Raw genomic sequence first — 22,333 nt, forward strand, 5'->3', positions numbered from 1 at the left:
TGTTGGGTTGGTTTAAAATTGCCGTATTTTGTACACTTTAGCGGCTGCAAAGTTACGAAATTAAAGTGAAAAGTGAATAGTGAAAAGTGAAAAATTTGCTGCCGCTGTTGTTTTTTTGCTTTTTTATGATGTGCGGTAGCAAATTTTTCACTATTTCTTGCGGTAGCAAATTTTTCACTTTTCACTCTTCGCTTTTACCTTACCTTATGCCAAGCAATCATCGAGTGCCTTGGTGATAGCTTCTTTATCCAGATGTTGTCCTATGAAGACAATCTTCTGCATGCGGTCGCCATACTGCTCGTCCCAGTCGGCACGCAGGGCCGCGTCGCGTTCCATCATCTGTGCCAGTTCGTCTTTAGGCATTGTGGCAAACCACTGTCCTGCCTGACGGATGCTTACCTGTTTACCTGCCTGTTCAAAGAGGTAGCACATATCCAACTCGTCGTTGAAATAGCAGATACCCTTGGCACGTATCACGCCCTTTGGCCATTTGCGAGCCACGAAATCATCAAAGAGTCCCAGTTTGAAGGGACCGCGACGATAATATACGAAGGTTCCTATACCATATTCCTCTGCCTCGCCCTCATCGTGATGATGGTGATGATGGTGGTGCTCGTGCTCATCGTGGTCATCGTGGTGATGCTCATCGTCGTCATGGTCGTCATCGTCGTCCTCGTCCTCCTCATGATGACGCTCAACCTCTTGAATCCAGGCTGCAGACGTAGCCACCTTATCAAAGTCGAACATATTGGTATTCAGAATCTTATCAAAGTCCACGTCACCATAGTTACACTCAATAATTTCGGCCTTGGGTTGCAGTGTACGCACAATACTGCGAATGCGTCCCAGTTCCTCGGGTGTCACCTCAGCGGCCTTGTTGAGCAGCACGATGTTACAGAACTCAATCTGCTGAATCACCAGGTTTTCGATATCCTCTTCGTCGATGTCAGGACGGGTGAGCAGCGCACCACCCTCAAACTCGTCGCGCATACGCAGGGCATCTACCACGGTGACGATACAATCCAGGCGGGGACAGCCGTCCTTTGTCAGTTCCGGATCCATCGAGGGGATAGAACAGATGGTCTGGGCAATGGGGCCAGGTTCGCAGATACCGCTGGCCTCGATGACGATATAGTCGAAGCGCTGCATCTGGATAATGTCCTGCAACTGCTTCACGAGGTCCATTTTCAGTGTGCAGCAGATGCATCCGTTTTGCAGTGCCACCAGCGAGTCGTCCTGCTGGTTCACCACGCCACCTTGTTGAATCAGTGTGGCGTCGATATTTACCTCACCGATATCATTCACGATAACGGCAAACTTAATACCTTTCTCGTTGGAAAGGATACGATTCAGTAATGTTGTCTTGCCGCTACCCAGATAACCTGTCAGCAGCAATACGGGAGTTTCTTTCATCTTATCTTAATTCTTAACTCTAAATTAAACCAGTTCCACCTTGTTGATATCCTGTTCCTTCTCGCAGTAGTGGCAAGTCAGGATACCGTCCTGCACGTGGAAATGCGTTTGCATGGGTTCGTTGTTGGTGATGCACTTGGGGTTGTTGCACTTCACGATACCCTTGATCTCAGCTGGTGTCACCACAGCTTTCTTCTCCACCACCTCATAGTCGCGGATGATGCTCAGTATCACGTTTGGGGCCACCACCGACAGGCGTGATATCTCGTCGTCGGTAAAGAATTTGTCCGACACCTTGATGATACCCTTGCATCCCACTTTCTTTGAAGGGTAGTTGAAACCGATGGTAACAGGGGTCTGCAGACTGAACAGGCCCAGAATGGAGGCTACCTGATAAGTCTTGTCTGTGGGTATGTGGTCGATAACGGTACCATGTTGGATGGCAGCCACTAATCTTTCCTTCTTATTCATAATAGTCAATTTTCAATTACTTGATAATCGTCTTATCGTTTTTCACATCATCGAGTGTGATGCCCAGCACATCGCAGAAGATAGCCTCACGTGCAAAGAGTCCGTTACCAGCCTGCTGGATATAGTAAGCATGTGGGTTGTCGTCCACCTCGTAGGCAATCTCGTTCACGCGTGGCAGCGGATGCAGGATCTTCATGTTGGGCTTAGCATTCTTCAGCAACTCGTTGTTCAGCACATACACATTCTTCACGCGCTCATACTCCATGAGGTCCGAGAAACGCTCCTTCTGTACACGCGTCATATAAAGGATGTCGGCATCGGCAATCACCTTCTCGTTGAATGCCGTGTGCTCCTGGTACTTAATGCCGTGCTCGTCGCAGTAGAGCTTGTACTCCTTGGGCATAGCCAATTCCTTGGGAGCCACGAAATGGAATGTGGGGTTGAAGTGGCGCATAGCCATGAGCAGTGAGTGAACGGTACGTCCGTATTTCAAGTCGCCCACCATATATATATTAAGGTTCTCCAGTGTGCCCTGCGTCTTGTAGATAGAGTAGAGGTCGAGCATGCACTGTGAGGGATGCTGATGGGCACCGTCACCAGCGTTGACAATGGGTACCGGAGCAACCTCAGAGGCATATTGTGCAGCCCCCTCGATATAGTGGCGCATCACGATGACATCGGCATAGTTGGAGACCATCAGAATAGTGTCTTTCAGTGTCTCGCCCTTGGTGCCACTGGTCACCTTTGGGTCGGCAAAGCCTATGACACGTGCGCCAAGTCGGTTGGCTGCTGTTTCGAAAGAAAGGCGGGTTCTGGTACTGGGCTCAAAAAACAAGGTGGCAACGACTTTGCCTTTGAGCAATTCTCTGTTGGGATGCTTTTCAAACTCCTGTGCCATCTCAATCATGTAGAGGATTTTCTCACGAGTGAGATCGGCAATGGTGACGAAATTATGTTTATCCATAGATGGCTGAATTGTTTTATTCAGGCTGCAAAGTTACGAAATTTAAGTGAAAAGTGAATAGTGAAAAGTGAAAAATTTGCTGCCGCTTAATGATTTTCAATATTTTATTATTAATTCTGTCGGAAAATACCGACGAAGGCAGGCTGCATCTCGGAAAAATTCAAATAAATTTGGTTTTTCGCTCGATTTGCACTACCTTTGCAGCCGCAAACATTTATTCATCAATAAATTAAGTAGAAAAAAATGAAAGCATTTGTTTTCCCTGGACAGGGAGCACAGTTCGTAGGAATGGGTAAGGACCTCTACGACAACAACGCAACAGCAAAGGAACTTTTTGAAAAGGCTAACGAGATTCTGGGCTACAGAATCACAGATATTATGTTCGAGGGTACGGACGACGACCTGAAGCAGACTAAGGTCACTCAGCCTGCCGTATTCCTTCATTCAGTTATCTCTGCTATCTGCATGGGCGACGCCTTCCAGCCCGCTATGACTGCTGGTCACTCTCTGGGTGAGTTCTCAGCACTCGTTGCTGCTGGTGCCCTGAGTTTCGAAGACGGCTTGCGTCTGGTTTACGCTCGTGCTATGGCTATGCAGAAGGCTTGTGAGGCAGCTCCCTCTACGATGGCTGCTATCATCGGCTTGCCCGACGAGAAAGTTGAGGAGGTTTGTGCTGGTATCAATCGCGAAGGCAATATCGTGGTTTGTGCTAACTACAACAACCCTGGCCAGCTGGTTATCTCTGGTAATGTGGACGCCATCAACGAGGCTTGCGAGCAGTTGAAGGCTGCCGGTGCTAAGCGTGCCCTGCCCCTGAAGGTGGGTGGTGCTTTCCACAGCCCCCTGATGCAACCCGCTAAGGACGAGCTCCAGGCTGCTATCGAGAAAACAGAGTTCAAGACTCCTAAGTGTCCTGTTTATCAGAATGTGGACGGTAAGCCCCATACAGAGCCTGCTGAGATCAAGCAGAACCTCATCGCTCAGCTCACCTCTTCTGTACGCTGGACACAGTGTGTGCAGAATATGATTGCCGACGGTGCCGACGACTTCACCGAGTGCGGTCCTGGTAAGGCTCTGCAGGGCATGATTGCCAAGATTAACAAGGAAGTAAGTGCTCATGGCATTGCATAAGATTATCATCTATCAGGTTTTCACCCGTCTTTTCGGTCATCGTAGCAATACCCCAGTGGTTAATGGTACGATAGAAGAGAACGGATGTGGAAAACTGAACGATTTCACGCCCAGCGCCCTGAAGAAAATCAGGGAGTTGGGCGTGACTCATATTTGGTACACTGGTGTCATCCGTCATGCCACGATGACCGACTACTCTCGCTATGGTATCCCTCGCCAGCATCCTGCTGTGGTGAAGGGTAGGGCAGGTTCGCCTTATGCCATCACCGACTACTACGACATCGACCCCGACCTGGCTGTGGATGTGGAGCGTCGTATGGAGGAGTTCGAACGGCTTGTCACCCGCACCCATCGTGCCGGACTGAAGATGATTATCGATTTCGTGCCCAACCACGTGGCACGTCAGTATAAGAGTATCTGTAAGCCTGCTGGCGTGCGCGACCTGGGCGAGGATGATAATCCCAACGAGGGGTTCAACCCTGCCCGCAATAATTTCTATTATTGTCCAGGCCAGGCATTCATGCCTTATTTCGACCTCTATCATGGTGAGAAAGAGCCTTATCAGGAGATGCCTGCCCGTGCTACGGGTAACGATTGTTTCCACAATGCGCCGGGCAGAAACGACTGGTACGAGACGGTGAAGCTCAACTATGGCGTAGATTATTATGCTGGTGGCGTGGGACATTTCGAGCCCATACCCAATACGTGGCAGAAGATGCTCGATATCCTGCTCTTCTGGGCTGGCAAGGGTGTTGACGCCTTCCGTTGCGATATGGCAGAGATGGTGCCTGCCGATTTCTGGGCATGGGCTACGGCGCAGGTGCGCGAGCAGTATCCCGATATCCGTTTCATTGGCGAGGTGTATAATCCCAATGAGTATCGCCATTACATTGCATCTGGTTTTGATTATCTCTACGACAAGGTGGGCATGTATGATGCCATGCGTGATGTGATCTGTCATCGTCGTGATACGGATGCCATCACCTGGGCTTGGCAGCAGACCGACGATATCCGTGACCACATGCTCTATTTCCTTGAGAATCATGATGAGCAGCGCGTGGCCAGCGATTTCTTTGCAGGCTCTGGCGAGAAAGCCATACCAGCTCTGGTGGTCAATGCCTTGATGCAGCAGAATCCCTTCATGCTCTATTTCGGACAGGAGTGGGGCGAGCGTGGCATGGATGCCGAGGGCTTCAGCGGATGCGACGGGCGCACCACCATCTTCGACTACTGGTCTTTGCAGCCCCGCTATAACGCGCTGACGCAGATATATAATAAGGTGTTGAATATCGCCCGTTCTGAGAAAGCTGTTTCCGAGGGTCTGATGTTTGATGTGATGTATGCCAATCAGCAGTATCGCCAGCAGTATGCCTTCCTGCGCAAGGCTGACAAGGAGACGCTCTTTGTGGTGGCCAACTTTGCCGACGTGCCTGTCACGACAGACATCACCATCCCCAGCCACGCCTTCGATTATCTGGACCTCTTGGAGAAGGCATACAAGGCTGTGGATCTCCTCACAGGCACTCAGGTCTCACTGGTCCTGATACGCGACCAGCAGGTATCCATTGCACTGTCTCCACGAGGTGCCGTGGTGTATAAGTTTTAGGAAAAACGTCATAAAAGAAGTGAGCCCGGCAAATTGCCGAGCTCACTTTTTTTACTTTTTTACTTTTACGCCATGCACGAGGTCACTCCCAGTGCCGTTGCTATGGCCGACAGCACACTAATGGCTGTTTGAATTGCGAATTTCCAAAATGTCTTGTTCTTCATGGTAATAATGTTTTAATTTCACACCGATAGATTATTTAAGTTCACACAGAAACCACAGATATCACAGAAATTGGCTGCGCCTCCAGTATTTGCAAAGCAAATAGAAATCACGGAAATCTTTCGACCACGGATTAATCGGATTCAGCGGATAAAGAATCGCTGGCGATTCTCATTTCTGTGATTTCCGTGATTTCTGTGTGAGATTATCACCTCTGTGCGAGGTTTAAGGATTGACGGGACCGCCGCCGTTGCCAGATTCGGAGCTAGAACTGCCGCCGCCGTTCTCCGTGTTTCCGTTGTTCCCTGACTCCGTAGCTCCGTCTTCGCCCGTCAGCTCGCTGTAGAGCTGAGTGCTCAGCGTAGCGCCCTGTCGCATGGCGGAAGCCTTGTAGGCAGACTTCTTGCTCTGGTCGGCCAAGAAGGCGATGCCCAGGCGGGTGACGTTCTCAGAGGCGCTGAAGTCCTTCGCGTCAGCAACGCCCTTGGAGGTGAGCACAGGGTAGAGCGTTCCGATGCCGTCGAGCTTCACCTTGTAGCCGTCGGCCAGCATCTCCTGCATGCAGCTCTTCAGCTTGGTGATCACACCGATGACCACGTCCTCGGTATAGATACTGCCGTGCTTCATGATGTGCTCGGCCATGTCGGTGAGTCGCATTGTGCCGCGATAGATAATCTTACCGTAGGTCTTCTTCACCTGCTGGCGCTGCTCGCCCTTCTTGCCCACAGTCACCTTGCGTTCTACTTTCTTAATTTCAATTGTTCCCATAGTTTTTTGTGTAGTTTAGTTTTTAAATGTTTGTTGTTTAATGTTGTTTTTGTGTCGTTTTGAGCGAAACGGCTTTTCTCTTGCAGCGAGCCGGCGTTTTGCTGTCAGCGATACGGCGTGTTGCTCATTTTTGACAATGCAAAGGTACAAAGAATATCAACGCGAAACAATAGTTTCCCCCGATTATTTTCAATTATTTTTCAAGAAAATTTCTAGGCGTGTCGCCGTTTCGCCGTTTCGGCGTGCCATTTGCAAAATCGATAGGCGTGTCGTGCCATAAATCTATTATATATAATTATTATATATTATAATATATAATAATTTAAAATAGACTATATACCCTATGATGCTACTATGTGCAAATCCAAATGTAACGGCGAAACGCCTAAACGGCGAAACGGCTATTCAAGACAAAAATCCAGAAATACTTTGGTGGAAGTTTTCTTCGAGAGAAGGGCACTCTATTTTTATTTTCGATGTATTCCTTAAGATACTTTTGTATCTTTCATCATTTCAAAAATGACAAGTGCATGCCTCCCTGGTATCTTGGAGGATGCTTTACGGCATTTTTATCGATTAATGTATAAAAATGTGACTTGTAGCGAATAATATCAAAGATTATTTGTATCTTTGCACCTTAAATTATAGATACGAACAATGGCAATAGCAGAAGTTAATATATCTAAGTTACCTGAAGAGGTGACTGCAGACGGTCTGAAGATATATGGCCCTACGTCTTATGAGACGCAGGTTGCTATATTGAGTCAGTATCTGCACACCCTTGACGGTAAACACGACAAATTATCAGGTGAAAAACGCGATGAGATTCTTGGAGCAATACGAGATTTCGTTGAGTACAAGCGCCAGCAGGACAAGAAGAATCCTATGTGGAAGGATGTTAGCGATGAGGATGTATGCATAGCAGCAGATAGCCCGTTAGAGAATGATCTCTTTGCAGACTTCTTCAAGGTTCCCTTTCCTGCTCCTGAGAATCCGAAGTTTACCTTTATTGATCTTTTTGCTGGCATAGGCGGTTTCCGTATTGCCATGCAAGAACTCGGAGGCAAATGCGTCTATTCGTCCGAATTCGACGCACAGGCACAGCGTACATATCTTGCAAACTATGGTGAGATGCCTTTTGGTGACATTACCAAGGAAGTTACCAAGAGTTATATTCCAGATGGCTTTGATGTACTTTGTGGTGGCTTCCCCTGTCAGGCTTTCTCTTTAGCAGGCAAACGTCTGGGCTTTCAAGATGAAACTCGTGGTACATTGTTCTTTGAAATTGAAGAAATCCTACGTCGCAAGCAGCCTAAGGCATTCTTCTTAGAGAATGTAAAGGGTCTGATGATTCATGACAAGGGAAGGACTATTAGGACTATTCTTGAGCATTTGGATCAGGTTGGATATGATGTGGTACCGCCTCAGATTGTAAACGCAATGGACTTTGGTGTACCTCAGCATAGAGAGCGTTTATATATTATCGGTTTCAGAAAGGACTTACATGTTGATGTCGCTCAGTTCCATTATCCTGAGCCAACTACCCCCGAAGGACATAGAGTGCCGTTTAAGGCTGTCATGGAGAAGAAAGAAGTATCGGTTAAGTATTATCTTTCTGATGTGTATCTGGAAACCCTTCGCCGCCACCGTGCTCGTCACGAAGCTGCAGGACATGGTTTTGGCTATGAGATTATTGACAAGAATGGTGTTGCAAATGCTATTGTCGTTGGCGGAATGGGAAGAGAAAGAAATCTTGTAACAGACGATCGTTTGACAGATTTCCGTCCAGTGACCAACATTCATGGTGAAGTGAATCGTGAAGGAGTTCGTAAGATGACCCCAAGAGAATGGGCTAGATTGCAAGGATTCCCTGACAATTTTAAAATCGTCGTTGCAGATGCCTCTGCCTATAAGCAGTTTGGCAACTCCGTAGCAATACCAGCGATTAAAGCAACAGCAGAAAAAGAACTTGAATTATTAGGAGTGATTTGATATGGCAGTATGGGAATTTAATAGAGGTGAGTGGACTGAGGCTTATGTTTTCCTCCGCTTGCTTGGTGATGGTAGAATATATGGTGCATCAGCTGATTTGGTCAAAGATGAACTGACGTATATCGACATCATAAATATTATACGTGATGAACCTGATAAATGCCTTATCTTTGAAAGATTTGTCAACGATGAAGTTGCATACGTCCAGTCTTTCAAGGGTGATGAGAAGTTGAAGATTATAACTGCACCAGAGCTGACAGAAAAAGCCACTCTCTTGTATGAAAAGATTAGGAATGTTACTGCTGGCGATAGAAAGATACAAGTTCCTGAAATACAAAAATACATGGAGGGGCTTAGTATTGACTCACCCAAGGCAAATTTGTCTGAAGATGCTAAAGAGAAATACGGTGCTAAAACTGATATCATTGTAACAACAGAAGATTCATTCGATCATGTCAGGACTATAGGAGGATTCTCCATCAAGTCACATATTGGCAGTTCACCTACGCTTTTCAATAGTTCACAATCCTCTGGTTTTGTGTATAAGGTTGTTGGGTGCGATGTTGATGGCATGCATCTTCTAAATTATAATGAATCTTTTCTTGATATTGTCTCTGCAATTAAAGAAAGCTATTCTTTAGAATATGTTGGATGTAGAAATGAGATTTTTGAACAGAATTTACGTGTGGTAGATTCTCGTATGGATGAAATTCTACAAAATGCGATGCTGATGCAGATTGGTTATATTGACGGTCTGGATTCGTCGGGTATCCCAGAAATCAGCAAAGCGCTAGCTAAACAGAATCCTATTGGCGTTAGAAATCCTGATGTTTTTTATGAGGCAAAACTGAAGGCATTTCTCTTTGCCTCTTTTGCAGGCATGACAGCATCTACAGAGTGGAACGGAAGAAAGAAACTTACTGGTGGATATATAGATGTAGACCGTGAAGGTGAGTTGCTTTATTACCGTGCAATCTCTGATGATATATTTGAAAACTATCTTTTCAAGCATACTTTTGTAGACCGCCCTGATAGAGGTGCCAGCAAAGATCTTGCAGTCGCTGAAGCTAAGGCTGCTCTTGACGAAAGCAGAGAATTGACGGATGATGAAAAGAACAAATTGATTTTCAAGAATGGAGTAAGTGGCACTAAGAATCACAAGAAAGGTGATTTCGGTTACGTCTATCAGAAAGGCGAAGATTTCTATATTGCGATAAATTTTCAAGTAAGGTTCAGATAATATTTATATCTTATGGATAATGTTCCTTCATCAACTAGAAATAACACTATTTCTGTCAGAAGCTTTTTGAAAGCAGCTGCGTCTGCAACAACTTTGGGTGCTGCGATTGTGAGTTATATGAATGAGGAGCAAACAAGGAATATAGAAGACACCCTGCAAAAGCATCAAGAACAACTTGACATGTTGAAAGAAATAGTAATTGGTGAACTATATGTCAACAGAGAAAGGTATTTGGAAGATTTGAAAATGGTTTTGCAAAAGGCTAAAGATGAAGCTAATGAAGAAAAACGACGATTATATGCATCATACTTAACGGCATGTTGTCATCCTGATAACGTTGAGCAAGGAAATAAACGCATACTTCTTGATTTAGTCGAGAAAATTGATTTTACTGGTGTGCGAATTTTGAAGGACTTGACAACTCATTTCAATGGGAGAGAAGCAGTCGAACACTTCTCTCATATATTTGAAGAGAAGTTGAGCAAGAACGATATCAAGGTTCAGTTAGACTATCTTACATCGTATCGAATTATTGAACAATGTAGCCAAGAGGAAATTGACGGATTTTTTAGAAGTCGTGGAAATATAAAAATGAGAACGAGAGCTCCTCGTATAATGCTTTTCTATAAGCGCACTGTACTAGGGGACAATCTGTATAATTTCATTTCAAAAGGTATTGTGTAGCGATATGGATTATCTCTCACCACAGCAGCGCAGCAAAAATATGGCGGCAATCCGAAGTAAGAATACGAAGCCAGAAATGATTGTGCGACGTGGCTTGTGGAAACGTGGGTTTAGGTATCGCTTAAATCACAAACGATTGCCTGGGCATCCTGATTTGGTGCTGAGAAAATACAGGACTTGCATCTTCATTAACGGTTGTTTCTGGCATGGTCATCTTGTGGATTCAAAGACTATGGAGAGCTCAGTTTGTTGCAAGATACCAACAACAAATCATGATTTCTGGGTGGCAAAGATTCGCAGGAATAAGGAGCGCGATAAGGATGAACAGCGGAAACTGGCAGAAATGGGCTGGCATTGCATCAGTGTTTGGGAATGTGAGTTGAAACCTAAACAGAGAGAACTGACATTGGATTCAATAGCATATACGTTAAATCATATTTGGTTACAGGATCATGGTGCCAAGAGTATATCTTACCCTCAATTGAAGGAAGAGGACGTGAAGATGCCAATGGCAGCGGAAAATGAGTTATAGGTTATGGCATACGTTATATGATGTTTATCGCGCCCTTGTTAAATTTGTAATGGGCATGTTGCCTGACTTTTTCCTCCATTTGCGAACTATATTATTCTATATTCAGAAAAGTGCGATGTGAATCGTAGATTTATATATGATAAATTTTGGCGCGTAAGGAAATTTTTGTAATTTCGCAGCTCGGATATGCAGATAGTCAGAATACACATTGTTGCATTGCCATATTATGACGTAGGTGAGTGTTTGGTCGAGTTTTTGGCAGAGGCACAGGGGCGAGTTATGACGTTGCGCCCTGACCCGGCTAACGACTATGATGTGAATGCCGTTTGTGCCTACGACTGGCAGGGGAGGCATGTAGGCTATGTGGCCTCGCACGACCTGAAGGAAACTTGGCAGACACTGCGCGGTAGCGGCAGGAAGTCGTTGCGTGGACATGTTGTAGAGGTGAACAGCGAGCATAAGTGTGTGGTGTTTGAGTGCCATGTAGAGACGTTGGGCGAGGTGGGTGAGTTGTACCCTACGGCCTCGTATCAGGCATGGAAGTACACTGGCCCCATGCTGAAACTTACAGCGGAGATGGCGTCGCTGGACTATATGATGGACGAGATCAACGAGCGACTAGATGAGTATGAGGATTGGAGCGATGAGGACAGGGAGGACTTTGAGACGCTGACGGAAAGGTTCTGTCTGATGTCGCGCTACGACCTGAGTGGCGAAATGAGTGATTTCCGTCGCCGTTTGTGCTTGAAACTAATAGGTATCGCTGGCAGCCGATTCGACGGCCTCGTGGAAAATTTGAAGATGGCTTTCGGGCGAACAGGGCGAGAGGTGCATGGCGGCGAGGTGCTGTACTACTGGATGCACATCATCTCAGAGCCGAAGACCATCAAACCATTGTTGGCTTGCCGCCATGAATATGATGTGGAAAAGGTACGAAGGGAGTTGGAGGCTTTTCCTGAGTCGATGTTCGAGCGGTGGCTGGAGAACAAGGAACATTTTATGGCAAGGCTGCTCTATATGCACATACCTCGCAGGGTGTTGTGGCAACTGGTGTCTGGTATTGCCTTCTACGAGGCAGTAAAGACGCGTGAACTTGTACAAAACGACGAATATGAAATCCTAGTCGAACGCATTCTTCAGTTGCCCACGGTGGAGCTGCAATATGAAGCATACCAACAGATAACGGCCCTGCTAACAGGCACGGCTTGGGACGAGAAAGCCGCCGAGTTACTCGAAAAAATGTTTGCCAAAGTGAAAGAGCAGAAGGACAGGCAACATAAGATGGATGAGGCTGTGAAGAAAAGTTTGGAAGAGCCTAGAACCCAGAATTTCTATGGCGATAAGAACGAGTTTCAAGATGGAGGGCAGATGCTGAAGATGGTCATACCTCAGGGCACAGACCCAGCTAAGATAGCTGCATGTATAGCTGAACAGCAGCAGGCTCTGCTGGAGCAAAAGGAGAATAAAAAAACGAAGAAATATGTATAAACCACCATTTTCTATAACGACGGAGATGCTGCATTTGGTATCACAGATATCAGAGCAGATAGGTATGATTATCACTCGCTTGGGAGATCAAACACCATCACCTCAATTGCGTAAGAAAAACCAGATAAAGACCATTCATTCGTCGCTGGCCATTGAGCATAACAGCCTTTCACTGAAACAGGTGACTGATATAGTAGATGGTAAGCACGTGCTCGGTGCACCTGATGAGATACAGGAGGTAAAGAACGCTATTGAGACCTATCACCTGATGCATAAGTTGGATGCTTTCAATGAGAAGGATATGCTGAAGGCTCATGGGCTGATGATGAAAGACTTGGTGAAACAAGCAGGACACTACCGTCAGGAAGGTGTGGGTGTGTTTGATGGGAATGGAAACTGCTTTCACATGGCTCCACCAGCCGACAGAGTGCCACAGTTGATGAGTGACCTGTTCGACTGGGTTAAAACAACGGATGCTCATCCTCTTATTTACTCGTGTGTGTTTCACTATGAATTTGAGTTTATTCATCCGTTTATTGACGGTAACGGACGTATGGGGCGTTTCTGGCAAACGATGTTGCTCTCTCGTTGGAAAGGCATCTTTGCATGGCTTCCTGTAGAGACCATCGTAAAGGAACATCAGCAAGAATACTACAATGTGATAGCCCGATGCGACGCAGCAGGAGAGAGCAGCCAGTTCGTGGAGTTTATGCTTCGCTGTTTGCTGGATGCAATGGAAAAGTATGAGGATGTAGATGAGGAAGTGCAGGATAAAGTGCAGGATAAAGTGCAGGATAAATTCCCCGAGGTATCTAAGCCGACATGGGATGTCTATGATATTATCCACAAGAATCCCAAGGCTACGGTGACCACTATTTGTGAACAACTTGGTCTGAAGGAGAGACAGGTGTACAAGCATATATCTATATTGAAGTCATTAGGTATTATAGTGCGTGTTGGTAGCAACAAGACTGGATACTGGAAGACTAATCTTTAATAACAATGAGTGATACGAAGGAATATATCAAGGGCGATAAGCATGTGCACCAGGCTGGGAGCATCATGTTTAAGTTCGTACAATATAATGTACCTGAGCAGAAGGGCGACTGGAAACAGCAGGAGGAAAAGGAAGCAGAGGAACTGGAGAAGGAGTTTGCCGACTTTGAGGAGGTGGTGGACGAAACGGCTGAGGTCGATGCTCCTAAGGTAAAGGTAAGGCTAGAGTTGCCTCCTGCCGATGTGTTTGTGAACAGGGTGAAGGACATTGTGATGGAGGCTGCTAAGAAGAATGGCGAGACCATCAAAACCAATACCAGAGCATGGCAGGGTGAGTATGTTTTCTTTGTGGACGGCCAGCGCATTGCGAAGATGATGGATGATTTGAGGAAGAACTATGAGACAAAAATCAATGAATTTCTCAGCACTGCCTCAAAATATGATGGTGTGATGATTGTGGCTCCCTTTGTCGGAAAACTGCTACAGATAGAAGAGCTGAGGGCGCGCGCCCTGCAGTTTACTGACATGGAGTTTGCTTTCGCACCTTATTATAATAAACCTGCCAGCGCTGTGAAGCGTATGAGCAATAAGTTGGATTCGGCTGAGGCAAATATGCTTTTTGGACTGCTTCAGGGGATGCTAAAGAAGTATTCTAAGACTGAATCCACTTGAATCCACCTGAATCCACTTTTAGAAATATTGGCGGATTTAGCTAAATAATTATAAACCAATGGATTAGCTGAATATTAATTATTTTAGGGAAGACTTGTAAATCTGGAACTGGATTTAGAATCTTTGCCAACGGAAATCAGAAATGACGACCGTTGGCAATTTTTTTTGTATTACTTAATAAAGTTTTGGATTTATGACAAAGACAGTCATGTTGGAAGCTACAACAACAGAAATCAGTAGCACAGAAGAGCAGCATTATGAGTTTATCAAAATGATGGAGTGTCTTGCTCCATGGAAAGAGAAAACCAATGATGAGGAATCTATCGGTTCGTGGGAAACTACAATGGCCACGAGGATGATGCTGAAGCTGTTGGAACTCTGGTTGACAGAGGATAGCCGCGAGCGCATAGAACAGATGCTCGAATACTATCACCCTCTGGATCGTGCGGCAATGGCGTATGCCTTGGTGGTCTATGTGATGACTGGCACGAAGATGATGCTGAAGAACGGAGCGGCTAACCAGCACTATAGGACCATCTGCAAGATGCTGAGGGAGGATATGCCGCAGCTGATGTTTGCAAACCATATGAAGTACATGATGCGCACGTATGGACCTAAGAAGATTAAACATTAAAGATTAAACATTCTTGGCGGAGCCAAGCGGCAAAGCCGAGCGAAACATTAACCGAGTCGGAGGATGAGCGTGGAAATGTGTACGTACGAATTGAGCTCAAACTAAAACCCGCTTTCCAAAACTCATAATTCGACAACAAATGAAGAAGTATATTTTTGTATTGAACGCCATTGAGCTGTTGGCTCAGCTGATGAATGGCAAGAGAGTGGAAGGTGTTCTGTATATGGATCAGAACACAGGTAAACTGACCTTTAAGGCGTACAACCGTCAGGCGCGGGTGCGTGAGAAGGACCGTCTGGTGAAGAAGTTGCCCTGGGGATGGGTGAAGGAGTCAATGCAACGCGTCAAGGTTTTTGGCAGTTTCCCCAAGGAGTACAGTACGGCTCAGGTAATGGGACTCTTAGAGGAGCATACCAAGGAGGCAAAGAACGCCTTGATTGACAGGGAGTTGGATATGATAGAATTTTGTTGAACCTGATTCACTGACCTTCAAACACTTTAGAACGAATGTTTACATATCAGAAAGATACTAAGAGCCTTTTTGTCGCCGAGTGCGGCAAAAAGGACTTCTGGAGGGAGATTCGCAAGTCGTCTACAGCCTTTAATATCGATACGCGCAGGGCGATTCTGCATGCTGTCGAGACCAACGATGAAGAGGCTATGCAGAAATGGGCCGAGCATACTGACTTCCAGAAATTTATGCTCAAGACGATTCGTGATTTGAAGACCAAGACAGGCAAGGAGAAGTGGCAGAAGAAGCCGCTCGACAAGAAACTGCTGGCATGGGCTGAAGACCTTAAGAAATCGCTGACGGCATTCCAGTTCTGCTGCTATCAGTTTGATGAGGCTACGGTGAAGACCAGGGACGGTAAGACCAAGAAAGGCCCTAGGCGCGTGCTGAAAGGCTGCCATCTGAACGGACTGGTGATGCTGGATATCGACCATGTAGACGACCCCATGGAGGTGTGGGAAAAACTGCAGAAATGCGAGGCGCTGATGGCGCGCGTGGTATTGGTACATATCACCAGCAGCGGGCATGGCATACGTATTATCTTCATAGCCGACAGGCAGATTGGTAACCTGGCAGATAATCAGATATCGTTTGCTGCCGTGCTGGGCTATTCGCCAGATCAGAGCTGCATAGATGCCACTCGCAACTCGTTTGCTCCCAAGGAAGACGAGATACTGTTTATTGACGAAGAACGACTTTTTACCTATTATGATGAAGAATTTGACAAGGAGTACACGCCCATGTATCGTGACAAGAAAACGCAGCCGCTGCATCATGAATTTACAACTTCTGCCGACCAACCATTGAGCGAGGAAAGTGGTCAGGCTCAAGAGCAAGGACTATCTACGCCCCTCTCTCGCAGAGAAAGGCTACGGGTAGGCGCGACAGCGGGAATGAGGATGGGGGAGAGTCTTTGGCGCGGCTATGAAATACAGCCTATCATTGATGCCCGCTTTGCAGAGAAACTACCATGCGCAACAGACAGCAATCGCCATAAAGAATCACTAAAGCTGGCAACCGACCTGCTGCTTATGCTTGATGGCGATAAGGCTCTGGTGCAACGTATCGTGGAGGCGCAGACGTGGGTGCAGGAAATCATCGATGAGCGAAACGAGAACGTGGCGCAGACGGTGGAGAGTGCAGCCAGTTGTATTGCTGAAAAGGAAAAGAAATACACAAATTGTCTGCCCTCAAAGGCCATGCTCGCCGCGATTCAGGAGGTCACAGGCAAGACGTATCAGGAAATCACGAAAGCACAGACACAGAAGGCAGTGACGCTGAAGGATGATGACATGAGCCGTTGGCTTTGGGACTGGGGAGAGCAGATTGAAGCCCTGATGCCTGAATACCCATTGCTGCGTGACATCTGCAAAGGCTTGAAGCGCAACCAGTATCCTGCGGCGATGTTCGTGGCTGGCGGTCTGTTGATGACCTTGATGACAAGGTGTACTTACAGATTTTATCATCGCCCTGAGGAACTTCGTCGTCTGAATAACTCGACGCTGATTATTGGCGACCCTGCAAGTGGTAAGAGCTTTGCTACACGTTTGTTTAAGCTATTGGCTTCGCCCATCGTGGCGGCCGATAAGGTGGGCAAGGAAGCTATCAACGCCTATCGTGAGCAGATGCGTACCAAGGGTGCCAACAAGGAGAAGCCGAAGAAGCCGAAAGTGGTGGTCAGGGTGCATCCGGCGCGAACCAGTAACGCCCAGTTTATTCAGGATATGGTGAACTCGGTGGAGAATGTGGACGGCGAGGATATGCAGCTTCACATGCTGACCTTCGACACGGAGTTGGACAACACGGTGAGCGTACAGAAGGGCGGCTCCTGGATTGACAAGTTCTCAATGGAACTCAAGGCCTTCCATAATGAGGAAGACGGTCAGGCGTATTCGAACAACGACTCCATCCTGCAGGACTTCATCGTGACGTGGAACTTCATCTACACGGGCACACCTATCGCGCTGAAGAAGAAGGTGAACGAGCAGAACTTCGGCTCTGGTCTCGCAACCCGCCTCACCTGCATCCCTCTGCCTGCCACCAACTTCGAGATGATGAGTCGTGAATCTACTGTTGATTACGATAGCGACAACCGTCTGAAGGAGTGGGCTGCGAAACTGGACAAGATGAAGGGCGAGTTGACCGTTCAGAAGATCGTCGATGAACTCTACGACTGGACAGCTCGTCGCATGGCTGATGCGGCAGAGAACGACTCTAAAGCCGACGAGATGCTCTTGAAGCGCTGCGCCTATCATGGCCTGAACTTCTCTGCACCATTCATCGTGATGCGCCACTGGGACAAGATGCATCAGGACGGCAACTATTGGTGCGGTGAGTTCGAGACGGATGAGGTAGACTGGAAACTCGCAGAACTCATCGTCAACATCCAGTACGCCTGTCAGCGCCACTACTTTGGAGCCATGGCCGAGGCCTACTTTGACAACAAGTTGAAGGATGCTTCAGTCAATGTGCAGCGCAAGCAGAAGACGTATGAGGGTTTCGCCCGACTGCCAGAGGAGTTTACCAATGAGGACGTGATGCGTTGTTTCAACCTCGCAAACACATCGTCTGCCAGAGGGAAGGTTCGTCGTCTGATTCGCGACCATCTAGTAGAGAAAATTCGCGAGGAGCGAGGCACAGAACCTGCCCTATATCATAAGACGGGAACCATCCTCCTTTAATAATTCTAGGCGCGTCGGCGTTTCGGCGTTTCGGCGTGCCATTTGGAAAATTCATAAACAATAAAATACATAATTATGATTGCAAGAGGAATTCGTAATAACAACCCATTGAACATTCGTCGTTCAAAGGATAAGTGGCAGGGCATGAAGGCCTTGCAGACAGATGCAAGTTTCGTACAGTTTGAAACCATGGCGTATGGATGGCGTGCAGCGTTCGTGATGCTGACGCGCACGTACTACCACACGTACCGCCTTTACACCATCAGGGCAATTATCAATCGCTGGGCGCCGCCAAATGAGAACAACACGAAGCGATACATCGAGAATGTATGCAGGTTCACGGGCATCGGTCCCGATGAGCCCCTGGGCATCCCCTCGGATAAGCCATCCCGCTGGATGAAGCTAGGTGCTGCGATGTGCGTCCAAGAATGTGGGTCGGAAGGACTGGATTGGATAGCCTTGCTCGATGGCTGGGCCTTGGCGAGAGAGTAGATAATTTGATAGGACATCAGGAACAGACGAGCGTCTTGTTCCTGATGTTCTTTTAAACTTGCATTTTTTTTGAAAGAAGCGAGGGAAGATGTGGGATTTTTTGTACCTTTGCATGAAAATCGGAAGATTAATGGATGAAGATAAAGATTTTATGTTAGAAGAATTGACGCGCGGCGTCTGCGAGATAGCGAAGCAGGCGGGTGCTTATATCAGGGAGGAGAGAAGAAAATTCTCCTTGGAAAGCGTGGAGCGTAAGCATGCGCACGACTATGTGTCGTATGTGGATAAAGGGTCGGAAAAGCAGATTGTGAGTGCTTTGCGCCAGCTGCTGCCCGAGGCAGGATTTATTACTGAGGAGGGAACGACGGAGACGGAAGAAGGAAGAGGTAAGATGGGAGAGGAGTCTGCTCTCAGTCCTCAGCCTTCATCCCTCACCTGGGTGGTAGATCCGCTGGACGGCACCACGAACTTTATCCATCAGTATGCGCCATACGCCGTGAGCATCGCCTTATTGCAAGGCAAGGAGATACTGATTGGCGTGGTCTATGAGGTGTGTCACGATGAGTGCTATTGCGCGTGGAAAGGGGGAGGAGCGTATGTAGAGTTGAAAGGTGAAAGTTTAAAGTTGAAAGTCAGCAACCAGAAGATTCAGGATGCGCTGATGTGCTTGCAGTTGCCTTACAACAGTGATGCCTATAAGCCTGTGATAAAGCATCTGATAGATAAGCTCTATGGCAACGTGGGCAGTATCCGTATGTGTGGCTCTGCCGCAATGGCGCTCTGCTATGTGGCTTCCGGGCGATATGATGGCTATGCGGAGAAATATATTGGCCAGTGGGACTTCATGGCGGGTGCGCTGATAGTGAAGGAGGCTGGCGGCATGGTGACCAACTATGAAGGCTCTGAGGATTTTACGCAGGGCAATAATGTGGTGGCTACTAACGGGGTGATACAGCAGGACTTGCTTAACGTGATTAAAACGGCTTGATAACGATGGAAGATTATATTCTGAACGAGCATAACAAGGAGGAGTTTCCGCCTGCGCATACGGCGGAGCATCTGTTGAACCAGACGATGATAAGGCTCTTTGGATGCGGGCGCAGCTATAATGCGCACGTGGAGAGAAAGAAAAGTAAGATGAGTTTTCACCTGGATCATAAGCCTTCGCGACAAGAGGAGAAGGAGATAGAGCGCAGGATGAACGAGCTGATAGCAGAGGATTTGCCTGTGAGGTTTGAGTTTGTCACGCGTGATAATATTCCTGAGGGGGTGGTGCTGGACCGATTGCCAGAGGATGCCAGCGAGACTATCCGACTGGTGCGTATAGGCGATTATGATGTGTGTCCGTGCATTGGTAAACACGTACGCTCAACGAGTCAGATAGGACGGTTTGAGATGCTGGGCACTAACTGGGACGAACAGGAACGCTCGTTCAGGGTGAGGTTCAAAATAGTATAAGGAGTTAAGTAGTTAAGTAGTTAAGGAGTTAAGGAGTTAAGACGATAGTCTAGAGGTCTTAACTCCTTGATTCCTTTAAAAGGCTATCTTCATGAATACGGGGAAGTGGTCGGAATAATTGATTTCCTTTGTGTAGTACGATTCACCCTCTAAGCTGGGGTCGTGGAAAATATAGTCGATGCGCACTTTTTTCCTGCCGCCATTATAGGTGTACATAATGCCTTCGCCACACTCCTTGAAACCATCCACCAGGTCGCCAAGCATCGTCTTATAAACATAGGAGTAGGGCACGTCGTTGAAGTCGCCACAGACAATACAGGGATAGTCGGACGTTTGGACGAGGTCGGCTACCAAATCAGCCTGACGAGCGCGTACGGCCATGCCGCGTGTATAGTTGCCATAGACAAGGCGGATGAAGGCATTGTCCTCGATAGAGCGGCCCTGGAGCTCGTTCTTGGCCATGTTATGGAGGGCGCTGTTGAAACCGGTGGTCTCCAGGTGGGCGTTGAACACACGCACAATACGACTGTTGATATTGATGTCGGCCCACATGGCACTATTGTTGGTAGGACCGAAATCGATGGTCTCGTGACGCTCTACGGGATAGCGGCTATAGATGATCATATCGCCGCGACCTGTGGCGGAATAGGGGAAGTAGCCTTTGTAGCTGTCGGAGTTGAGCTTGTCGCCACTCACATTCTCATATTCCTGGATACAGAGGATATCTACATTCTGACGCTTCATCTCGGCCAGGATATCCAGCGCCTTGAAGCCTGATGTCTCTCGGCCAAACATGGCCACGTTGTATGTGGCTATCTTGACTCCGGAACGACTTGTCTCGCCATCATTGAACAGGCCTGGCTGATAGACGGTGCCAATATAGGGGATGCCGCACAGCAGGGGAACGGCGGGAATGGCCAGCCACTGCCAGTGACGGCGTATGAGCCAGTATATCAGCATGATGACATTACCCCCCAACAGATATGGAAGGGCATAGACCAGCATGGCGATTGCAGTACCTGAGGCAGGGTCGGAAGAGCCTCCGAAAAGTCCAAAGAGTGTGAAAACGGCCATCAGCGTGCTGATGAGCAGCAACATGAAAGAGATGTATTTGTAAACGCCCAGTTTACCCATAATATGTATTGGTGGGGGTGAATTTATGATCCAATGAAGTGATTAATCTTCTCAATGAGGTCTTCTACATTGAACGGCTTTGCCATAAACTCATCGCAACCGGCTGCTTTTGCCTCACGGATATTCTCTGGGAAAGCATAGGCACTGAGGATGATAATGGGCACCTTGTTGTTGACCTCCTTGATGATACGGGTGGCATCGAGACCGTCCATCTCGGGCATTCTGACGTCCATCAGAATGATGTCGGGATGCTCTTCCTCGTTCATCGTCACGGCTTCAATACCATTGCGGGCATGTATCAGGTTATAGCGCTTCTGCAGCACAATACGTATCAGCTCGTAGTTGCTCTCCTCGTCCTCAACAACCAACACGGTCTTCAGGGCTTCCTGGTTGACGGGGTTGTTTACGCGCAGAGTGCGCATGTTGTTTGAACGGGTGGTAACGGCGACGCCACTGATAGAACCTGAGAAAGGCAGGGTGAATGTGAAGATGGAGCCTTTGCCCAAGGTTGAGTCTACTTCAATGGTGCCTCCCATCTTCTCTACAATGATACGGCAGAGGGCCAAACCAAGGCCGAAACCGCGCTGCTGCTCGGCATCCTGAGAAGCGTAGGCATCAAAGATATGTTCGATAAACTTGGGGTCGATACCGGTACCTGTGTCCTTGACGAAGAAACGGATCTCCTGCGTGTCGCTCAGCAACTCATAGCCAAAGGAGATAACACCTTTAGGTGTGTGCTTGAGGGCGTTGGAGATAAGGTTTGAGAATACCTGCGTGATACGGTTGGCATCGGTCTCCATGCTTACTGGACTTGCGGGCTTGTTCCACGTCAGGCTGACTGTCTCGGGACAACGGAATTTGAATAACTGCTTGATACTCTTCATCAGATAGTTCAAATCCGTAGGTTCTTTCTTGATGGTTATCTCACCATTCTCAACGCGTGAGAGATCAAGGATCTCGTTGACAAGACTAAGAAGACGGTTGTTATTGCTCTCAATAATCTCCATATAGTTCATGCGGTCTTCTTGAGAGTCTGTCTCTACCATGACACGGGAGAAACCTTCGATAGCGTTGAGGGGTGTGCGAATTTCATGCGACATGTTGGCAAGGAACAAGGATTTCATCTTGCTCGCTTTTTCGGCCTTTTCGGCCTTTTCTTCATATTCCTTGAGCTTGCGGTTGGCTTTGTCCAACTGCATTTTTACTAACTCTAGTTGTTCGGCTAGTTCGGAATTTTTTTGCTGAAGTGCTGTTATTTCTTCTGAATTCATCGCATGAACATTCACATTCAATGTGCAAAAGTA

The 22,333-nt window shown here is 47.3% G+C and carries 21 protein-coding genes and 1 pseudogene; 15 read left to right on the forward strand and 7 right to left on the reverse strand.

The features are described 5' to 3' along the window. Positions 1-204 precede the first annotated feature (204 nt). The 3 genes from L6466_RS04900 to pyrB are packed head-to-tail and all read right to left on the reverse strand — an operon-like array spanning position 205 to position 2,848. Positions 205-1,413, reverse strand: coding sequence for a GTP-binding protein (locus tag L6466_RS04900; RefSeq protein WP_237801883.1), 1,209 nt, complete (start codon positions 1,411-1,413; stop codon positions 205-207). Between the two features lie 24 nt (positions 1,414-1,437). After that, positions 1,438-1,884, reverse strand: coding sequence for an aspartate carbamoyltransferase regulatory subunit (locus tag L6466_RS04905; protein ID WP_091819281.1), 447 nt, complete (start codon positions 1,882-1,884; stop codon positions 1,438-1,440). A gap of 16 nt (positions 1,885-1,900) precedes the next feature. After that, the gene (gene pyrB / locus L6466_RS04910; RefSeq protein WP_091819280.1) at positions 1,901-2,848 is read right to left on the reverse strand and encodes an aspartate carbamoyltransferase; all 948 of its coding nucleotides are present in this window, start codon (positions 2,846-2,848) and stop codon (positions 1,901-1,903) included. A 243-nt stretch (positions 2,849-3,091) separates the two neighbouring features. Between pyrB and fabD the strand changes: the two genes are divergently transcribed. Both fabD and L6466_RS04920 read left to right on the forward strand, forming a co-directional pair. Next, positions 3,092-3,979, forward strand: a complete 888-nt coding sequence (gene fabD / locus L6466_RS04915) for an ACP S-malonyltransferase (protein WP_237801882.1) — start codon at positions 3,092-3,094, stop codon at positions 3,977-3,979. Continuing rightward, positions 3,966-5,585, forward strand: coding sequence for an alpha-amylase family glycosyl hydrolase (locus tag L6466_RS04920; protein WP_237801881.1), 1,620 nt, complete (start codon positions 3,966-3,968; stop codon positions 5,583-5,585). The genes fabD and L6466_RS04920 overlap by 14 nt, the downstream gene beginning before the upstream one ends. 65 nt (positions 5,586-5,650) lie before the next feature. Here the strand turns inward: L6466_RS04920 and L6466_RS04925 are convergent, their stop codons facing one another. Together L6466_RS04925 and L6466_RS04930 are read right to left on the reverse strand one after the other, a co-directional pair. Then, positions 5,651-5,749, reverse strand: coding sequence for a smalltalk protein (locus tag L6466_RS04925; RefSeq protein ID WP_176756895.1), 99 nt, complete (start codon positions 5,747-5,749; stop codon positions 5,651-5,653). Between the two features lie 223 nt (positions 5,750-5,972). Then, positions 5,973-6,515, reverse strand: coding sequence for an HU family DNA-binding protein (locus tag L6466_RS04930; protein ID WP_237801880.1), 543 nt, complete (start codon positions 6,513-6,515; stop codon positions 5,973-5,975). A 657-nt stretch (positions 6,516-7,172) separates the two neighbouring features. Here L6466_RS04930 and L6466_RS04935 point away from each other — a divergent pair. The 13 genes and pseudogenes from L6466_RS04935 to L6466_RS04995 all read left to right on the forward strand — a co-directional run. Then, positions 7,173-8,507 (forward strand): DNA cytosine methyltransferase, encoded by a 1,335-nt coding sequence (locus tag L6466_RS04935; RefSeq protein WP_237801879.1) that lies wholly within the window; start codon positions 7,173-7,175, stop codon positions 8,505-8,507. A 1-nt stretch (position 8,508) separates the two neighbouring features. Continuing rightward, positions 8,509-9,747, forward strand: a complete 1,239-nt coding sequence (locus L6466_RS04940) for an HpaII family restriction endonuclease (protein ID WP_237801878.1) — start codon at positions 8,509-8,511, stop codon at positions 9,745-9,747. A 12-nt stretch (positions 9,748-9,759) separates the two neighbouring features. Next, positions 9,760-10,431: a hypothetical protein gene (locus L6466_RS04945; protein ID WP_237801877.1), complete on the forward strand. Its 672-nt coding sequence runs from the start codon at positions 9,760-9,762 to the stop codon at positions 10,429-10,431. A 4-nt stretch (positions 10,432-10,435) separates the two neighbouring features. Next, complete coding sequence (locus L6466_RS04950; RefSeq protein WP_237801876.1) at positions 10,436-10,963, forward strand: very short patch repair endonuclease; 528 nt, start codon at positions 10,436-10,438, stop codon at positions 10,961-10,963. Positions 10,964-11,149: 186 nt separating this feature from the next. Then, positions 11,150-12,451: an HIRAN domain-containing protein gene (locus tag L6466_RS04955; protein ID WP_237801875.1), complete on the forward strand. Its 1,302-nt coding sequence runs from the start codon at positions 11,150-11,152 to the stop codon at positions 12,449-12,451. Beyond that, the gene (locus L6466_RS04960) at positions 12,444-13,448 is read left to right on the forward strand and encodes a Fic family protein (protein WP_237801874.1); all 1,005 of its coding nucleotides are present in this window, start codon (positions 12,444-12,446) and stop codon (positions 13,446-13,448) included. Before L6466_RS04955 ends, L6466_RS04960 begins: the two co-directional genes overlap by 8 nt. Positions 13,449-13,453: 5 nt before the next feature. Beyond that, complete coding sequence (locus tag L6466_RS04965; RefSeq protein ID WP_237801873.1) at positions 13,454-14,119, forward strand: hypothetical protein; 666 nt, start codon at positions 13,454-13,456, stop codon at positions 14,117-14,119. Positions 14,120-14,312: 193 nt separating this feature from the next. Beyond that, positions 14,313-14,753: a hypothetical protein gene (locus L6466_RS04970; RefSeq protein WP_237801872.1), complete on the forward strand. Its 441-nt coding sequence runs from the start codon at positions 14,313-14,315 to the stop codon at positions 14,751-14,753. A 139-nt stretch (positions 14,754-14,892) separates the two neighbouring features. Continuing rightward, positions 14,893-15,225, forward strand: a complete 333-nt coding sequence (locus L6466_RS04975) for a hypothetical protein (protein ID WP_237801871.1) — start codon at positions 14,893-14,895, stop codon at positions 15,223-15,225. Between the two features lie 35 nt (positions 15,226-15,260). Further along, the gene (locus L6466_RS04980) at positions 15,261-17,945 is read left to right on the forward strand and encodes a BT4734/BF3469 family protein (RefSeq protein WP_237801870.1); all 2,685 of its coding nucleotides are present in this window, start codon (positions 15,261-15,263) and stop codon (positions 17,943-17,945) included. 75 nt (positions 17,946-18,020) lie between these two features. Further along, positions 18,021-18,437 carry a hypothetical protein gene (locus L6466_RS04985; protein WP_237801869.1) on the forward strand — a complete coding sequence of 139 codons (417 nt, stop codon included), beginning with the start codon at positions 18,021-18,023 and terminating at the stop codon, positions 18,435-18,437. Between the two features lie 151 nt (positions 18,438-18,588). Beyond that, positions 18,589-19,425 (forward strand): inositol monophosphatase family protein, encoded by an 837-nt coding sequence (locus tag L6466_RS04990; RefSeq protein ID WP_237801868.1) that lies wholly within the window; start codon positions 18,589-18,591, stop codon positions 19,423-19,425. Positions 19,426-19,436: 11 nt separating this feature from the next. After that, positions 19,437-19,895, forward strand: a pseudogene (locus L6466_RS04995) (alanyl-tRNA editing protein); the annotation flags it as partial. A 75-nt stretch (positions 19,896-19,970) separates the two neighbouring features. On the opposite strand, the gene L6466_RS05000 reads toward L6466_RS04995, so the two are convergent. Further along, positions 19,971-21,029, reverse strand: coding sequence for an endonuclease/exonuclease/phosphatase family protein (locus tag L6466_RS05000; protein WP_237801867.1), 1,059 nt, complete (start codon positions 21,027-21,029; stop codon positions 19,971-19,973). 23 nt (positions 21,030-21,052) lie between these two features. After that, positions 21,053-22,228, reverse strand: a complete 1,176-nt coding sequence (locus L6466_RS05005) for an ATP-binding response regulator (protein ID WP_176756985.1) — start codon at positions 22,226-22,228, stop codon at positions 21,053-21,055. Positions 22,229-22,333 lie beyond the last annotated feature (105 nt).

The organism is Prevotella communis (assembly GCF_022024175.1).
Classification (GTDB): Bacteria; Bacteroidota; Bacteroidia; order Bacteroidales; family Bacteroidaceae; genus Prevotella; species Prevotella communis.

Excerpts from the sequence above, each read along its gene's own strand:
- L6466_RS04900 (WP_237801883.1), bottom strand. The coding sequence starts at position 1,413 with ATGAAAGAAACTCCCGTATTGCTGCTGACAGGTTATCTGGGTAGCGGC.
- L6466_RS04905 (WP_091819281.1), bottom strand. The coding sequence starts at position 1,884 with ATGAATAAGAAGGAAAGATTAGTGGCTGCCATCCAACATGGTACCGTT.
- pyrB (WP_091819280.1), bottom strand. The coding sequence starts at position 2,848 with ATGGATAAACATAATTTCGTCACCATTGCCGATCTCACTCGTGAGAAA.
- fabD (WP_237801882.1), top strand. The coding sequence starts at position 3,092 with ATGAAAGCATTTGTTTTCCCTGGACAGGGAGCACAGTTCGTAGGAATG.
- L6466_RS04920 (WP_237801881.1), top strand. The coding sequence starts at position 3,966 with ATGGCATTGCATAAGATTATCATCTATCAGGTTTTCACCCGTCTTTTC.
- L6466_RS04925 (WP_176756895.1), bottom strand. The coding sequence starts at position 5,749 with ATGAAGAACAAGACATTTTGGAAATTCGCAATTCAAACAGCCATTAGT.
- L6466_RS04930 (WP_237801880.1), bottom strand. The coding sequence starts at position 6,515 with ATGGGAACAATTGAAATTAAGAAAGTAGAACGCAAGGTGACTGTGGGC.
- L6466_RS04935 (WP_237801879.1), top strand. The coding sequence starts at position 7,173 with ATGGCAATAGCAGAAGTTAATATATCTAAGTTACCTGAAGAGGTGACT.
- L6466_RS04940 (WP_237801878.1), top strand. The coding sequence starts at position 8,509 with ATGGCAGTATGGGAATTTAATAGAGGTGAGTGGACTGAGGCTTATGTT.
- L6466_RS04945 (WP_237801877.1), top strand. The coding sequence starts at position 9,760 with ATGGATAATGTTCCTTCATCAACTAGAAATAACACTATTTCTGTCAGA.
- L6466_RS04950 (WP_237801876.1), top strand. The coding sequence starts at position 10,436 with ATGGATTATCTCTCACCACAGCAGCGCAGCAAAAATATGGCGGCAATC.
- L6466_RS04955 (WP_237801875.1), top strand. The coding sequence starts at position 11,150 with ATGCAGATAGTCAGAATACACATTGTTGCATTGCCATATTATGACGTA.
- L6466_RS04960 (WP_237801874.1), top strand. The coding sequence starts at position 12,444 with ATGTATAAACCACCATTTTCTATAACGACGGAGATGCTGCATTTGGTA.
- L6466_RS04965 (WP_237801873.1), top strand. The coding sequence starts at position 13,454 with ATGAGTGATACGAAGGAATATATCAAGGGCGATAAGCATGTGCACCAG.
- L6466_RS04970 (WP_237801872.1), top strand. The coding sequence starts at position 14,313 with ATGACAAAGACAGTCATGTTGGAAGCTACAACAACAGAAATCAGTAGC.
- L6466_RS04975 (WP_237801871.1), top strand. The coding sequence starts at position 14,893 with ATGAAGAAGTATATTTTTGTATTGAACGCCATTGAGCTGTTGGCTCAG.
- L6466_RS04980 (WP_237801870.1), top strand. The coding sequence starts at position 15,261 with ATGTTTACATATCAGAAAGATACTAAGAGCCTTTTTGTCGCCGAGTGC.
- L6466_RS04985 (WP_237801869.1), top strand. The coding sequence starts at position 18,021 with ATGATTGCAAGAGGAATTCGTAATAACAACCCATTGAACATTCGTCGT.
- L6466_RS04990 (WP_237801868.1), top strand. The coding sequence starts at position 18,589 with ATGTTAGAAGAATTGACGCGCGGCGTCTGCGAGATAGCGAAGCAGGCG.
- L6466_RS05000 (WP_237801867.1), bottom strand. The coding sequence starts at position 21,029 with ATGGGTAAACTGGGCGTTTACAAATACATCTCTTTCATGTTGCTGCTC.
- L6466_RS05005 (WP_176756985.1), bottom strand. The coding sequence starts at position 22,228 with ATGCAGTTGGACAAAGCCAACCGCAAGCTCAAGGAATATGAAGAAAAG.